The following is a 15,088-nucleotide window of genomic DNA, read 5'->3' on the forward strand; positions in this document are numbered from 1 at the left end:
CGGGCCGGAACAGGGGTAAAGCCACAGGAAACCCCATCCGCACGGATCGCGCAAGGGCCGGCGCGGGCCGGCCCCGTCACGCCCGTTCCCGCGTTACAACCCGAACGACGCGGCCAGTTCGTCGAGCAGTTCGCGCTGGAACGCGACGAACCGCTCGCCCGGCTGCTGCGCGATCGCCAGGTCGAGCATCGGATCGGCGACCTCGGTGCGCACGCCTGCCAGTTCCTCGACGATCGCGAGCCCGCAGAACGGCACGTACGCCTCCGAATAACCGCCTTCGTGAACGATCACGAGCCGCCCGCCGCAATGGCGCTGCGCGGCTTCCTTCACCGCGCGCGTCATGAACCGGTAGCTGTCGGTATGCAGCTGCATGCGCGCGAGCGGATCGACCGCGCTCGCGTCGAGGCCGCTCGCGATGACGATCAGCTCGGGGCGGAAGCGCGCGAGCGCCGGCAGCACGATCCGCTCGAACGCATACCGGTACGCGTCGTCGCCGCTGCCGGCGAGCAGCGGCACGTTCAGGTTCGCGCCGATGCCCGCGCCTTCGCCGCGATCGTCCGCGCCGCTGTAGCCGGGCGGGAAACAGCGGTCCTGGTGCAGCGAGATCGTCAGCGTATCCGGATCGTCGTAGTAGATCGACTGCGTGCCGTTGCCGTGATGCACGTCCCAGTCGATCACCGCGACACGCTCGATGCCGTGCTTCGCGCGTGCGGCCTCGATCGCGATCGGGATGTTCGCCAGCATGCAGAAGCCCATCGGGCGGTCGCGCAGGCAGTGATGGCCGGGCGGTCGCGACAGCGAGAACGCATTCGCCGCGCGCTCGCCGACCACCGCATCGACCGCCGCGATCGCGAGGCCGGCCGACAGCGCGGCGATCTCGTAGCTGCCCTTGCCGAATGGCGCGAGATCGCCGAGGTCGCCGCCGTTTGCGTCGCTGAGGGCGCGGAACGCGTCGAGATAGTGCGCCGGATGAATGCGCAGCAGGTCGGCCGTCGTCGCGGGCGCGGCGCCGCGCAGGTCGAGCTGCGCGGCGAGGCCCGACGCCTGTACGAGCGACAGGAAGCGGCGCTTCGAATCGGGCGATTCCGCGTAGCCGGCGCTCGACGGCGGCTGGACCCAGCCGCCGACCGGGAAGAACAGCGCGTGCGTGCCGCCGGTATGCCAGAAAGTGCGTTCGTCGGTGAAAAAGGCAGTGCGATTCATGGAGGCGTGACCTGTCACGGTTGGGAGGAAACGGAAGGGCGTGCGCGGCGATCGATGTGGCGCAGCGCGGCGAACGACACGATCGCGACGGCCGTCGCGGCCACGAACAGCGTGCGCATCGTGCCGCCGGCGTCGAGCATCAGGCCGGCCAGCAGCGGGCCGGCGGCGAGACCCGCGCCGATCACGAAATTGAGCGTCGCGACGAGGCGGCCCGACGTGTCGATCTGCGCGACCGTCGCGAGAATGAACGGCAGCACGAAGGTCCATGCAAACTTGAACGCGAAGATCGCCGCGCTGTAGCCACCGGTATGACGCATCGCGGCGAGTGCGACGAGCGACGCCGCGAGCAGTGCGTAGCCGGCCGCCAGCATCGCGCGGCGCGCAAGCCGGCCGCCCGCGCACGAGGCAAGCGCCGCGCCGGCGATCCCCATCACGCTCGCGATCGCGAGCACGTTGCCGGTCGACTGCGGATCGAGCCCGGCCTCGGCCGCCGCGCGGCTCGCGAACGTCCATACGCTGCCGATCGCGAGATAGAACGTCAGCACCGCGCCGATGGCGAGCACGACGAAGTGTCGCGGCGTTTGCGGCGCGTCGCCGCGTGCGCTGGTCGCAGCCGCGGCTCGCGTGCCGAGCGACGGCGAAAAGCCGCGCGACAGCGGCGCCGCGAGCAGCGCGAGCCCGGCGAGCGCGACGTACAGCGCACGCAGCCCGAACGCGGCGAACACGTGCGGCAACACGAACAGGCCGATCGCGCCCGCGATCAGCTGGCCGACGACCCACAGGCCGTACACGCGGTCGCTGTTGCTGCTCGTCGCGGCGCTCGTCATGCAGAGCACCATCAGCGAACCGCCGCCGAGCGCGGTGACGGCGCGCAGCGCGAGCAGCACGGCAAAGCCCGGCATCCACAGCGCGGTCAGCAGGTTGCCCGCGCCGAACAGCGCGATGGCGAGCGCCGCGATGTGGCGCGCGTCGACACGGCCGAGCCACAGGTACGACGGCACGGTCGCGAGGCTGAACGCGCCGAGTTCGACGAAGAAGTAGGTGCCGATCTGCGACGCGGACAAGCCGAGCTGCGTCGCGAGCTGACCGGCGACGGCGGGCGCCACGAGCAGCAACAACGGTGTGATGGCCGCGAACACGACGAGCGCGACGAGCGTCGAGCGCGCGAACGGCGACGCGTGGCCGTCGGGCGAGAGGGCGGCATCCGGGGACAAGGTCTTCATGGCGGGGTCTCGTGGAGGGAATCAGAACAGGTGGTACATGCCGACCATCGCGCCGAACTGCGACGCGCCGGCAAGCGGTGTCGGGTCGTATTCGTAGACGGTCTGCGAGCTCTGGCCGCTGTTGCGCGCATAGCCGAGGTTCACGTACGCGACGGTGCGTTTCGACAGCGCGTAGGTGGTGCTCGCGATGAACAGCGTCGGGTGGCCGATCGCCGGCGTGCGCGAATCGGTGTGGTACACGCCCGCGTTCAGGCCGATCCCGTTCGACGCCAGGTAGCGCGCGCCGCCCCAGACGATCGTGCGCGCCGCGTCGAGGTCGCCGGTCAGGCGTTCGACGCCGGCATAGACGGTGAGCGGCAGCGTGGCGAACGCATAACGCGCGGCGAGCGTGCCGAGTTCGCGACGCCGCGCGGACGCGTCGTCGGCTGCCGATACCTCGCCGTGCGCCTGGTGCAGCACCGCGCTGACCGACAGGCCATTGCTCGTGTACTGCCCGCCGAGCTCGAGCACGCGTCCGGCGCGCGTATTGCCGGCGACGCCGGAGGTCGCGGCGAGCGCTTCGACGTCGAAGCCGGCGAACGTCGGCGACTGGTATTTGACCGAGTGATCGATGAAGTTCGCGTACATCGGCACGAGCACGCCCTGGCCGCTGTACGACCCGTACCAGAGCGGGTCGTAGAACAGCGTCTTGTCGAACAGCACGCTGAACTGGCGGCCGAGCGTGACGGTGCCGACCGGCCCCGCGAGGCCCACGTATGCGCCGCGGAAGAACGCGTAGCCGGGCACGGTCGCGGTGCCGTCGTTGAGGTTGAGGCCCTGTTCGAGCTTGAACAGCGCGCGCCAGCCGCCGCCGAGATCCTCGTGGCCCTTGATCCCGACCTGCGAAGGCAGGATGCCGTAGTTCTGCAACCGCACGGCCGAACGATGCCCGTCGGCGTGCGTCAGGTATTGCACGCCGGCGTCGAGCGCGCCGTACAGCGTGAGGGCGGACTGCGCGTGCGCGGCGGCGTTGCAGGCGGCCAGCGTCGCGGCGGCCGCGGCCGTGCGGATGAAGCGGGGTGTCGTCACGTGGGGTTCTCCATACCGTGCTGCATCGGTTTGTCGTTGGTGTTGTCGCGACGCAGTGTCCGCAGCGGGAAAACAGTCGAACAGTCGTCCAGATGAACGGTGCGGAAAACCCGCGGTGCACGGCATGTGCGCCGCGCGATGCCGTCGCGCGCCGTGCTGCGCAGCAGCAACGGGCGGCGCACCGTTCAAATGGATGGGGCTGGCGCGCGTTCCGGCGCCGTGGCCCGCCAAAAAAGCCGCTGGCTATAATCGGCCGGTGTCGTTGCGCACATCAGCAGCCCGACCGGGCAGGGGAGCGGAAGGTGAGGATCACGACGGATATCGGGCAGGATCTCGACGCGCTGCGCGACGTGCCGGCCGCCATCGTCCTCGACGAGTTCGCGTGGCCGCCGCTGCCGTCCCGGCGCGCCGACTTCGACGGCGTCACGCGCGGCGACGCAGCGCAGCGCGAACTCGGGCTGATGCTGCTCGACCTGTACGCGGTGGCCGCGCAGTCCGGCATCGGCGAATTCGAATGCCGGTTCTTTTCGCTGCTACAGGCGCTCATGCCGTTCGATGCGGCGTGGACGGGCGTCGCGACCCATGTGCCGACCGGCCCGGTGATGCACAACAGCTTTTTGTACCGGTTGCCGCATGCGTTCTTCACCGACTGGAAGCGCGTGCGCGATTGCGACCCGCTGGCGCACCGCACGTTGCATGGCGCGCACGGCCGGGCGGTGCGGCTGACGGTCGTCGAGCCGGGGCTCGATGCGCGGTTTCGCGACTGGTGCGTGAAGTACGGGCTCGCGCAGCTGATGTGCGTGTGTACGCTCGATCGCCGCTTCGGCCTGACGACGTTCATGTCGATCTACCGCCAGGGCCTGAACCGGCCGTTCAGCGACGACGACGCGCGACGTTTCGAGGAAGTGATCCCGCATCTGGCCGCCGCGCTGACGATCAATCGCGCGGCCCAACTCACGCGCGAGCGCGCCGACACGGTCGCGCCGGCAGCGCGGGCGCTGTGCGACAACTTCGGGGTGCTGCACCATGCCGATCACGGTTTCGACGACGTGCTGCGCACCGAATGGCCGGCCTGGGCCGGCGCGCGCGTGCCGGCGCCGCTCGTCGCGCACCTGCGGCGCCAGCCGGGCCAGCCGTTCGTCGGCGACGCGCTGCGTATCCAATGTGTGCCGGTCGCGGGGCTGTTCCAGATCGAGGCGCGGCCGCGCTCGCTGCTCGACCGGCTGAGCCCGCGCGAACTCGCGGCGATCCGCTATTACGGCGCCGGGCGTTCGCACAAGGAGGTCGCGCAGCAGATGGCGATCTCGCCGACGACCGTGCGTCACTACCTGCGTTGCGCGTACCGCAAGCTCGGCATGCACGACAAGAGCCAGATCGCCGGCGTGCTGGGCGCGACGGGCGGCGCGACCGACGACGAGGCGGTGGAAGCCGGCGGCGTGCCGCGCTGAGGCGAACGCACGCGTGGGCCGCGCGGTGCGCGGTACGCTGCCCGAATAGTTGTGCCCGCAACCATTGAGCGTTATGCTCGTCAGCTTCCAGGAGACGGAATGCCATCATGAACGACACGAATTCAGGGTCGGTGCGCGCGGCGGTGGTCGGCGTCGGCGCGATCGGCGGTCTGCTCGCGGCCGCGCTGTCGCGAGCCGGCATGACCGTGAGCGCATATGCGCGCGGCGCGACGCTCGATGCGCTGAATACGCACGGCGTGCGCGTGATCGACGAGGCGGGCGCAATCTCGTCGGTGCCGGTGCGCGCCAGCGACGATGCGGCCGCGCTCGGCGTGCAGGACTACGTGGTGATCGCGCTGAAGGCGCAGGCGCTGCCCGCGCTGGCCAGGCGCATTGCGCCGCTGGTCGGGCCGGACACCGTGATCGTCGCGGCGATGAACGGGCTGCCATGGTGGTTCACGCACGGGCTCGGAGGCGCGATCGACGGCGTGCCGCTCGATGCGGTCGATCCGGCCGGCGCGGTGTCGGCCGCGTTGCCGCCGGCGCAGGCGATCGGCTGCGTCGTGCACCTGTCGTCGAGTACCGACGCGCCCGGCGTCGTGCGTCGCGGGCGCGGCAACCGGCTGATCGTCGGCACGCCCGATCCGCGGCTCGACATGGCCACGGCGCGGTTCGCCGCGGCGCTCGCGGCGGGCGGTTTCGACGTCGAGTCGACGCGCGCGATCCGGACCGAGATCTGGACGAAGCTGTGGGGCAACATGAACATGAACCCGTTGAGCACGCTGACCGGGTCGACGGCCGAGCAGTTGCTCGACGATCCGTTCACGCAGGATCTCGCGCTGCGGATGATGGAGGAGGCGGCCGCGATCGGTGCGAAGCTCGGCCTGTCCACCGGGATGAGCGGCCCCGAGCGGATCGCGGTCACGCGCAAGCTCGGCGCGTTCAAGACGTCGATGCTCCAGGATTTCGAGGCGGGGCGCTCGCTCGAGATCGGGCCGATCCTCGGTGTGTTTCCGGAGCTCGGCCGCAAGCTTGGCGTGCCGACGCCGTATTGCGACGCGGTGCTCGGGTTGTTGCGCCAGCGCGCGACGAACAGCGGGTTGTAGCGCGACGAGGCCGCTGAATACGCGGCCGCCGGCCGATAACGCGGTAACGCGCGCTTCACGCGATGCCGCCGCATGATGCAAAACGGGCCGCCCGGACCGCGCATGACGCGACTCGGCGGCCTGTCTGATTCGTCGGATCAATGCTGCGCGCAGCACCCGGCCATCGCTCGATGCCGGGGCCGGCGCGCGGCTCAGTCGTCGCGTTCGGTCGCGTGCGCGACGACCTTGTCGAGCAGCCGCTCGAACGTCTGGCGCTCGCTGTCGGACAGGCATGCGAGCAAGCCGTCGTTCCACTTGCGCACGATCGGCATGATCTTGCGATGCAGCGCCCGGCCGTCGGTAGTCAGCGCGATCAGTACGATCCGGCCGTCCTCGTCGCTCGCGCTGCGCTCGAGCAGCCCCTGGCGCAGCAGCGCTTCGGCCGCGCGGCTCGCCTGGCTCTTGTCGAGATTGGTGTGGCGCGCGAGATCCATGATCGAGAACGGGCCGAATGCGCCGACGGCGGCGATCACGCGCGCCTCGGGCAGCGAGATGTCGAGCTTGTGCCGGTACACCTCGCCGATCCCGCGGTCGGAGCGCTTCGTGAGCGCATGGAGGCGATAGGTCAGAAACTGATCGAGCCCGGCTTGACGGCCTTTCATGTCGAATCCTGAAGAAAAAGGGCGGGCCCGATTGTTCCTGTATCGCGCGCTCGGGTCAACGGTCAGTGTGCACCGTACTTCAGGCGTGTCAACTGTTCCGCTTCGTTCGCGAGAAGATCGGCCGCATCGCGGATCGCGACGTCGAGCGTGATCGGCCCGGGGGCCGGAGAAAAGCAGCCGGAGAAATGCTCGGACAGGCGCGGCAGCGCGGCCGGGTCGACCGCGCCCGACAGCAGCGAGGCGGGGACGCCAGCGGCCTGCGCGTGCCGGCACGCGATGAACGGCGCCTTGCCGTGCAGCGTCTGCACGTCGGAGCGACCTTCGCCGGTGATCAGCCAGTCGGCGCCGGCGAGCGCGGCGTCGAGCCCGACCTGGCGCGCGACGACTTCGGCGCCGGCCTCGAACCGCGCGCCGAGCATGTGCAGCGCGAAACCCAGGCCGCCGGCGGCGCCCGCGCCGGGCAGATCGCGGCCGCGGCGGTCGAGCGCGGCTTCGAGCAGATCGGCGAAGTGGCCGAGCGCGGCATCGAGGGTCGCAACCTGCGCGGCCGTCACGCCCTTTTGCGGACCGAACACGGCAGTGGCGCCGTGGGCGCCCGTCAGCGGGTTGTCGACGTCGGACATGCCGACGAATTCCGTTTCCTCCAGGCGCGCATCGAGCCCCGACGCGTCGATGCGCGCGATGTCGGCGAGCCGCGACGGCACGGGCTCGACCGGCTGGCCGCTCGCGTCGAAGCATTGCAGGCCGAGGCCCGCGAGCAGCCCGGCGCCCGCGTCGTTGGTGCTGCTGCCGCCGAGCGCGACGAAGAAGCGGCGCACGCCGTCGTCGAGCAGCGCGCGGATCGCCTCGCCCATTCCGCGCGTGCTGCGCGCGTCGACCGGCACGCTCATGCCGACCGGATCGGTAATGCCGACGATCTCGGCCGTTTCGACGATCGCGGTGCGCGCATCGATCACGCCGACCGCCGCGTCGCGTGCCGCCAGCGACGCGCCGGCCACCCGCAGCGTGCGCCGCGTACCGCCACCCGCCAGCATCGCGTCGAGCGTGCCTTCGCCGCCGTCGGCCATCGGGCAGCAGCGCACCACGGCGTCGGGCCGGGCGCGGCGGATGCCGGTGGCGATCGCGTCCGCGACCTGCTCGGCGGAAAGCGAGCCTTTGAACGAATCGGGCGCGATGACGACGACAGGCGCGGACGGGTGTTGCGGCATGGTGTCTCCGGAAGGCGTGATTGGTGTGAAGAATGCAGGTGAGGCGACGAGCGGGCTCACACGCAATCGGAGCTTACAGGATGGCGGGCCCGTGGTGGATACGCCGTTCGGCATAGCGGCGATCTGCATGCATCGCCGTGCAACGGGCCGTCGACGTGGCGGGGACACACGCGTGTCGCGCTGATCTGGCGGTACGAGGAAAATTGTTTGCTAGAATAGTCGATTCTTCCGGCCAAAGCCGTGCTCCGAGCCGCTTGCGCTAGCCATCCGGCGCGTGCAGGGATGGCGTGGCGCTCCGGCGCGGCGTGCGAGTGCGACGCACCGCACGCTGCAGGCAGGCACGGCAAGGAAAACCCGATTCGCTCGAATAATTTTAGGACGATTGAAGCCATGGCTAACGTTGTTGAGAACCTCGGCAAGCTTGAACGCCGCGTGACGATTTCCCTGCCGAAAGACACCGTGCAGAAGGAAATCGACGCCCGTATCCAGAAACTCGCGAAGAACGTGCGCATGCCGGGTTTCCGCCCGGGCAAGGTGCCGCTCAAGATGGTCGCGCAACAGTACTCGGGCCAGGTCGAAGCGGAAGTGCTGAGCGACAAGATCGGCCAGGAATTCTTCACGATCAGCCGCGCGGAAAACCTGCGCGTCGCCGGCCAGCCGAGCTTCGAGCCGAAGCAGGAGCAGGCTGAAGATGCATACGCGTTCGACGCGACGTTCGAGGTTTACCCGGAAGTGAAGATCGGCGATCTGGCGACGGCTGAAGTCGAGCGCTCGACGACGACGATCGGCGACGCCGAAATCGACCGCACGCTGGACATCCTGCGCAAGCAGCGCGTGCACTTCCACGCACGCGGCGAAGCCGGCGAGCACGGCGACGGCGGCGCGGACACCGCAGCGAAGAACGGCGACCGCGTGACGGTCGACTTCGTCGGCAAGATCGACGATGTCGCGTTCCAGGGCGGCACGGCCGCAGATTTCCCGTTCGTGCTCGGCGAAGGCCGCATGCTGCCGGAATTCGAAACGGCGGCGCTGGGCCTGAAGGTCGGCGAACAGCGTACGTTCGACCTCAAGTTCCCGGATGATTACCACGGCAAGGACGTCGCCGGCAAAACGGCACAGTTCACGGTCACGATGAAGAAGATCGAGTGGCCGCACCTGCCGGAAATCGACGCTGAATTCGCGAAGTCGCTCGGCATCGAAGACGGCGACCTCACGAAGATGCGCGCCGAGATCAAGGAAAACCTCGAGCGCGAAGCGAAGCGTCGCACGCAGTCGATCGTCAAGAACCAGGTGATGGACGCGCTGCTGAAGATTTCCGAACTCGATGTGCCGAAGGCGCTGATCGAGCAGGACCAGCAACGTCTCGTCGAAATGGCTCGCCAGGATCTGGCGCAGCGCGGCGTGCCGAACGCGAAGGACGCACCGATCCCGGCCGAGATGTTCGCCGAGCAGGCCGAGCGCCGCGTGAAGCTGGGCCTCGTGCTGGCTGAACTCGTGAAGGCGAACGGCCTCGAAGCGAAGCCGGAACAGATCCGCGCGGAAGTCGACGAGTTCGCGAAGAGCTACGAAGACCCGAAGGAAGTGGTCCGCTGGTATTATTCCAACCAGCAGCGCCTCGCCGAGATGGAAGCGTTCGTCGTTGAAAGCAACGTCGTCGACTTCGTGCTGGGCAAGGCAAAGGTGACGGACAAGGAAGTGAGCTTCGAGGCACTCGCGAGCGCATCGGCGCAAGCGTAAGTGTTGCTCTAGCGGCGTGCCGGCTGTCGGAGCGACGGCCCGCACGCCGTTTTTACGTCAAGCGCACGGTTGCCATTAATATGGCGATTGAGCGGGCGGCTTCCTTCCGTTCAATTTTCCATTCGAACAAGGTTCATTGAATGATCACTCGCGCTGAATTGCTGGACATGCTTGCTTCGAACGCGCCGCAGGGTTTCGAGGCGCAAGCGCTGGGGCTGGTGCCGATCGTCGTCGAAACGAGCGGCCGCGGCGAGCGTTCGTACGATATCTATTCGCGTCTCCTGAAGGAGCGCCTGGTGTTCATGGTCGGCGAAGTGAACGACCAGACCGCCAATCTCGTGGTCGCGCAATTGCTGTTCCTCGAGAGCGAGAATCCCGACAAGGACATCAGCCTCTACATCAACAGCCCGGGCGGCTCGGTGTCGGCCGGGATGGCGATCTACGACACGATGCAGTTCATCAAGCCGGACGTGTCGACCCTGTGCATGGGCCTCGCGGCCAGCATGGGCGCGTTCCTGCTCGCGTCGGGCGCGAAGGGCAAGCGCTTCGCGCTGCCGAATTCGCGTGTGATGATTCACCAGCCGCTGGGCGGCGCGCGCGGCCAGGCATCCGACATCGAGATCCAGGCACGCGAGATCCTCTACCTGAAGGAACGGTTGAACAACCTGCTCGCGCAGCACACGGGCCAGGACGTCGAGCGCATCGCGCGCGACACCGACCGTGATAACTTCATGTCGAGCGAGGACGCGAAGGCGTACGGGCTGATCGATCAGGTGCTGCTGAAGCGCCCGTGAGCTTAAACGGGGTGCCGCCCCGATTCGCGCGGCGCCCCGCAACGTCCCGAGTGCCCTGAGCATCTGCGGCAAGCGCATCCAGCCGGCTCCGGTCGCGCCCTAGGCGCGGCGTTCGGAGCAATCGGCGTATCATGTCATTTACCTGTCCGGAGGCTCTACATTCATGGCGGACAAAAAAGGTTCGAACAGCGAGAAGCTGTTGTATTGCTCGTTTTGCGGGAAGAGCCAGCATGAGGTGAAAAAACTCATCGCGGGCCCGTCGGTGTTCATCTGCGATGAATGTATCGACCTCTGCAACGAAATCATTCGCGACGAGGCGGCTGCCGCCGGCGTCGAGGCCAGCCTGTCCCGGTCGGATCTGCCGAGCCCGCAGGAAATTCGCGACATCCTCGATCAGTACGTGATCGGCCAGGAGCGCGCGAAGAAAATCCTCGCGGTGGCCGTGTACAACCACTACAAGCGCCTGAAGCATCTCGACAAGAAGGACGACGTCGAGCTGTCGAAGAGCAACATCCTGCTGATCGGCCCGACGGGCTCCGGCAAGACGCTGCTCGCGCAGACGCTCGCGCGGTTGCTCAACGTGCCGTTCGTGATCGCCGATGCGACGACGCTGACCGAAGCCGGCTACGTCGGCGAGGACGTCGAGAACATCATCCAGAAGCTGTTGCAGAACTGCAACTACGAGGTCGACAAGGCTCAGCGCGGGATCGTCTACATCGACGAAATCGACAAGATCAGCCGCAAGTCGGACAACCCGTCGATCACGCGCGACGTGTCGGGCGAGGGCGTCCAGCAGGCGCTGCTGAAGCTCGTCGAGGGCACGATGGCGTCGGTGCCGCCGCAGGGCGGCCGCAAGCACCCGAACCAGGATTTCATCCAGGTCGACACGACCAACATCCTGTTCATCTGCGGCGGCGCGTTCGACGGTCTCGAAAAGGTGATCACCGATCGCACCGAGAAGACCGGCATCGGCTTCGGCGCGACGGTCAAGAGCAAGCAGGAACGCGACGCGGGCGAAGTGCTGCGCGAAACGGAACCGGAAGACCTGATCAAATTCGGTCTGATCCCCGAATTGATCGGCCGCCTGCCGGTGGTCGCGACGCTCGGCAAGCTGGACGAAGCCGCGCTGATGAAGATCCTGGTCGAGCCGAAGAATGCGCTCGTCAAGCAGTATCACAAGCTGTTCGCGATGGAGCGTGTCGAGCTGGAAATCCGGCCGGGCGCGTTGCAGGCAGTCGCCCGCAAGGCGATTCGCCGCAAGACCGGCGCGCGCGGTTTGCGTTCGATCATCGAACAGGCGTTGCTCGACGTGATGTACGAGCTGCCGACGATGAAAGGGGTCAGCAAGGTCATCATCGACGAGAACGTCATCGATGGGGACGGCAAGCCCTTGCTGATCTACGAGGACACGCCGAAGGTGGCGGGTTCGAACTGACCGGCTTGCCGACGATGTTCAGCGAAAAAGGCCGTTCATGAGTCCGTGGGCGGCTTTTTTTCGTTTATCTTGTGGGTAACTCTGACTCGACACGCGGTGGTTACTTTCTTACCGAATATTTCCCGCACTTGAAGGCTTGCAATTCGTTGTGGCGGCCTCAATTACCGAACAATTGATTCCACTCATGGGGAAATGAAATGTCAGGCACCCAACTTCTCCCGCCGGAACGCATCACGCTCCCGCTGCTGCCGCTGCGGGACGTCGTCGTTTTCCCGCACATGGTCATTCCGCTCTTCGTGGGCCGGCCGAAATCGATCAAGGCCCTCGAAGCAGCGATGGAAGGCGGCAAGCACATCATGCTCGTCGCCCAGAAAACCGCGGCCAAGGACGAACCGACCGAAAAGGACATGTACGAGGTCGGTTGTATCGCCAACATCCTGCAGATGCTGAAGCTGCCGGACGGCACCGTGAAGGTGCTCGTCGAGGGCCTGCAGCGTGCGAAGGCATTGTCCATCGAAGAACAGGAGACCCAATTCTCCTGCGAAGTGATGCCGCTCGAGCCCGATCACGCCGACAGCGCCGAAACGGAAGCGCTGCGCCGTGCGATCGTGTCGCAGTTCGATCAGTACGTGAAGCTGAACAAGAAGATCCCGCCGGAGATTCTCACGTCGCTGTCGGGCATCGACGAAGCAGGCCGCCTCGCCGACATGATCGCCGAGCGCCTGCCGCTGAAGCTCGACCAGAAGCAGCACATCCTCGAGATGTTCCCGGTCATCGAGCGCCTCGAGCACCTGCTCGCGCAACTCGAAGCCGAGATCGACATCCTGCAGGTCGAAAAGCGCATCCGCGGGCGCGTGAAGCGCCAGATGGAAAAGAGCCAGCGCGAGTACTACCTGAACGAACAGGTCAAGGCGATCCAGAAGGAACTGGGCGAAGGCGAAGAAGGCGCGGATCTCGAGGAGCTCGAGAAGCGCATCAACGCCGCGCGCATGCCGAAGGAAGCCAAGAAGAAGGCCGACGCCGAGCTGAAGAAGCTGAAGCTGATGTCGCCGATGTCGGCGGAAGCCACCGTCGTGCGCAACTACATCGACACGCTGATCGGCCTGCCGTGGCGCAAGAAGAGCAAGGTCAACAACGACCTGTCGAACGCCGAGCAGGTGCTCGACGAGGATCACTTCGGCCTCGAGAAGGTCAAGGAACGGATCCTCGAGTACCTCGCGGTGCAACAGCGCGTGGACAAGGTCAAGGCGCCGATCCTGTGCCTCGTCGGGCCTCCGGGCGTCGGCAAGACCTCGCTCGGCCAGTCGATCGCCCGTGCGACGAACCGCAAGTTCGTCAGGATGGCGCTCGGCGGCGTGCGTGACGAAGCCGAGATCCGCGGCCACCGCCGCACGTATATCGGTTCGATGCCGGGCAAGATCCTGCAAAGCCTCGCGAAGGTCGGCGTGCGCAATCCGCTCTTCCTGCTCGACGAAGTCGACAAGATGGGCATGGATTTCCGCGGCGATCCGTCGTCGGCGCTGCTCGAAGTGCTCGATCCGGAACAGAACCACACGTTCGCCGACCACTACATCGAGGTCGACTTCGATCTGTCGGACGTGATGTTCGTCGCGACGTCGAACTCGCTGAACATCCCGCCGCCGCTGCTCGACCGGATGGAAGTGATCCGTCTGTCGGGCTACACGGAAGACGAGAAGGTCAGCATTGCCCAGCGTTACCTGCTGCCGAAGCAGAAGAAGAACAACGGGCTGAAGGAAGGCGAGATCGACGTCACCGAGCAGGCGATCCGCGACATCATCCGCTACTACACGCGCGAAGCCGGTGTGCGTTCGCTCGAGCGGGAAGTGTCGAAGATCTGCCGCAAGGTCGTGAAGATGCTGCTGCTGAAGAAGGCATCGGGCGCGATCAAGGTCGATGGCGAAAATCTCGACACGTTCCTCGGCGTGCGCAAGTACGACTTCGGCCTCGCGGCGAAGGAAAACCAGGTCGGTCAGGTGACGGGCCTCGCGTGGACGGAAGTCGGCGGCGATCTGCTGACGATCGAAGCCGCGGTGATGCCCGGCAAGGGCAACGTGATTCGTACGGGTTCGCTCGGCGACGTGATGAAGGAGTCGGTCGAGGCCGCACGTTCGGTCGTGCGCTCGCGTTCGCGCCGTCTGGGCATCAAGGACGAAGCGTTCGAGAAGCAGGACATCCACATCCACGTGCCGGAAGGCGCGACGCCGAAGGACGGTCCGTCCGCCGGCGGTGCGATGACGACCGCGCTGGTATCGGTGCTGACGGGTATCCCCGTGCGTGCCGATGTCGCGATGACGGGCGAAATCACGTTGCGTGGCGAAGTGCTGCCGATCGGCGGGCTGAAGGAAAAGCTGCTGGCTGCGCATCGCGGCGGCATCAAGCTCGTGCTGATCCCGGAAGAAAACGTGAAGGATCTCGCGGACATTCCGGACAACGTGAAGAACGCGATCGAGATCGTGCCGGTCCGCTGGATCGACAAGGTGCTGGAGCTCGCGCTCGAGCGTTCGCCGACGCCGCTGCCGCCGGAAGAAGAAGCGAAGGCAGCAGCGCCGGTCGGTGAGGCGGCGAAGGATGCCGGCTCGACCGAAGTGGTCAAGCACTGAAGCCCTGAACGCCGTCGTTGCTGACGGTCGTTCACGAAACCCGCGGCGCTGTCCGCGGGTTTTTTTATGCGTATCGGAATCGTGCGCGCGCGTTAAAAAAATTCGCGTGCGGGCTTGGCAAAATGATCGGGGATGAATTAAACTTGCGGGCTCGCTGATTGTTGATGCGGAAACGCAGATCGCAGTCAGAACGAATCGGAAACGGGTGCTTAGCTCAGCTGGTAGAGCGGCGCCCTTACAAGGCGTAGGTCGGGGGTTCGAACCCCTCAGCACCCACCAGTTTCCCGATTCAGCCAGACCAAGGAGCGGTAGTTCAGTCGGTTAGAATACCGGCCTGTCACGCCGGGGGTCGCGGGTTCGAGTCCCGTCCGCTCCGCCAGAAAATGAAGAAGCCCGCCTCGTGCGGGCTTTTTCATTTGCATCGTGCGTCGTGCCCGCTTGCGGGCAGTGTGACGGCGGGGCGGAGGAAGCCGCTTGCGCGGCTTGCGGCGGGACGAGAAGGGATGCGCGTGTACGCGTATCCGCGGCCTGCGGGATGCAGGCGAGTCTCGTCCGCTCCGCTAAACAAACGACAGTGCCCGCGTCGTGCGGGCATTGTCGTTTG

12 protein-coding genes and 2 tRNA genes are annotated in these 15,088 nt (G+C 66.7%); 8 read left to right on the plus strand and 6 right to left on the minus strand.

All coding sequences use genetic code 11. From position 1 onward, the window contains the following. Nucleotides 1–93 precede the first annotated feature (93 nt). From H0X95_RS02370 to H0X95_RS02385, 4 genes are read right to left on the minus strand one after another with little or no spacing between them, the layout of a single operon-like run. Nucleotides 94–1,203 (minus strand): class II histone deacetylase, encoded by a 1,110-nt coding sequence (locus H0X95_RS02370; protein ID WP_006488011.1) that lies wholly within the window; start codon nt 1,201–1,203, stop codon nt 94–96. Between the two features lie 14 nt (nt 1,204–1,217). After that, a complete protein-coding gene (locus H0X95_RS02375; protein WP_006496344.1) occupies nt 1,218–2,426 on the minus strand; it encodes an MFS transporter in 1,209 nt (402 codons plus the stop codon). A 21-nt stretch (nt 2,427–2,447) separates the two neighbouring features. Next, nucleotides 2,448–3,494 carry a porin gene (locus H0X95_RS02380; RefSeq protein WP_006496345.1) on the minus strand — a complete coding sequence of 349 codons (1,047 nt, stop codon included), beginning with the start codon at nt 3,492–3,494 and terminating at the stop codon, nt 2,448–2,450. Next, entirely contained in the window at nt 3,491–3,664 is a 174-nt protein-coding gene (locus tag H0X95_RS02385; RefSeq protein WP_006496346.1) for a hypothetical protein, read from the minus strand. Before H0X95_RS02385 ends, H0X95_RS02380 begins: the two co-directional genes overlap by 4 nt. Before the next feature lie 132 nt (nt 3,665–3,796). Between H0X95_RS02385 and H0X95_RS02390 the strand changes: the two genes are divergently transcribed. Together H0X95_RS02390 and H0X95_RS02395 are read left to right on the plus strand one after the other, a co-directional pair. After that, nucleotides 3,797–4,942 carry a helix-turn-helix transcriptional regulator gene (locus H0X95_RS02390; RefSeq protein ID WP_006487985.1) on the plus strand — a complete coding sequence of 382 codons (1,146 nt, stop codon included), beginning with the start codon at nt 3,797–3,799 and terminating at the stop codon, nt 4,940–4,942. A gap of 107 nt (nt 4,943–5,049) precedes the next feature. After that, nucleotides 5,050–6,048, plus strand: a complete 999-nt coding sequence (locus H0X95_RS02395) for a 2-dehydropantoate 2-reductase (protein WP_059720662.1) — start codon at nt 5,050–5,052, stop codon at nt 6,046–6,048. Nucleotides 6,049–6,239: 191 nt separating this feature from the next. Here H0X95_RS02395 and H0X95_RS02400 read toward each other — a convergent pair whose 3' ends face one another. Together H0X95_RS02400 and H0X95_RS02405 are read right to left on the minus strand one after the other, a co-directional pair. Then, nucleotides 6,240–6,689 (minus strand): MarR family winged helix-turn-helix transcriptional regulator, encoded by a 450-nt coding sequence (locus tag H0X95_RS02400; protein ID WP_006478574.1) that lies wholly within the window; start codon nt 6,687–6,689, stop codon nt 6,240–6,242. Nucleotides 6,690–6,751: 62 nt separating this feature from the next. Beyond that, nucleotides 6,752–7,897, minus strand: coding sequence for a glycerate kinase (locus H0X95_RS02405; protein WP_058901551.1), 1,146 nt, complete (start codon nt 7,895–7,897; stop codon nt 6,752–6,754). A gap of 390 nt (nt 7,898–8,287) precedes the next feature. Here H0X95_RS02405 and tig point away from each other — a divergent pair, with 390 nt between their 5' ends. From tig to H0X95_RS02435, 6 genes are all read left to right on the plus strand, one after another. Further along, nucleotides 8,288–9,634 (plus strand): trigger factor, encoded by a 1,347-nt coding sequence (gene tig / locus H0X95_RS02410; RefSeq protein WP_059720661.1) that lies wholly within the window; start codon nt 8,288–8,290, stop codon nt 9,632–9,634. A gap of 140 nt (nt 9,635–9,774) precedes the next feature. After that, nucleotides 9,775–10,428 (plus strand): ATP-dependent Clp endopeptidase proteolytic subunit ClpP, encoded by a 654-nt coding sequence (gene clpP, locus H0X95_RS02415; RefSeq protein WP_006496351.1) that lies wholly within the window; start codon nt 9,775–9,777, stop codon nt 10,426–10,428. Nucleotides 10,429–10,591: 163 nt separating this feature from the next. Further along, nucleotides 10,592–11,863 carry an ATP-dependent Clp protease ATP-binding subunit ClpX gene (gene clpX / locus H0X95_RS02420; RefSeq protein WP_006489345.1) on the plus strand — a complete coding sequence of 424 codons (1,272 nt, stop codon included), beginning with the start codon at nt 10,592–10,594 and terminating at the stop codon, nt 11,861–11,863. A 197-nt stretch (nt 11,864–12,060) separates the two neighbouring features. Continuing rightward, complete coding sequence (gene lon, locus H0X95_RS02425) at nt 12,061–14,484, plus strand: endopeptidase La (RefSeq protein WP_006489349.1); 2,424 nt, start codon at nt 12,061–12,063, stop codon at nt 14,482–14,484. Between the two features lie 203 nt (nt 14,485–14,687). Continuing rightward, a tRNA-Val gene (locus H0X95_RS02430) sits at nt 14,688–14,763 on the plus strand. A 23-nt stretch (nt 14,764–14,786) separates the two neighbouring features. Next, nucleotides 14,787–14,863, plus strand: a tRNA-Asp gene (locus tag H0X95_RS02435). The last annotated feature ends 225 nt before the right edge of the window (nt 14,864–15,088 follow it).

The sequence above is a fragment of the Burkholderia sp. 9779_493 genome (genome assembly GCF_015712215.1).
Lineage (GTDB): Bacteria > Pseudomonadota > Gammaproteobacteria > Burkholderiales > Burkholderiaceae > Burkholderia > Burkholderia cenocepacia.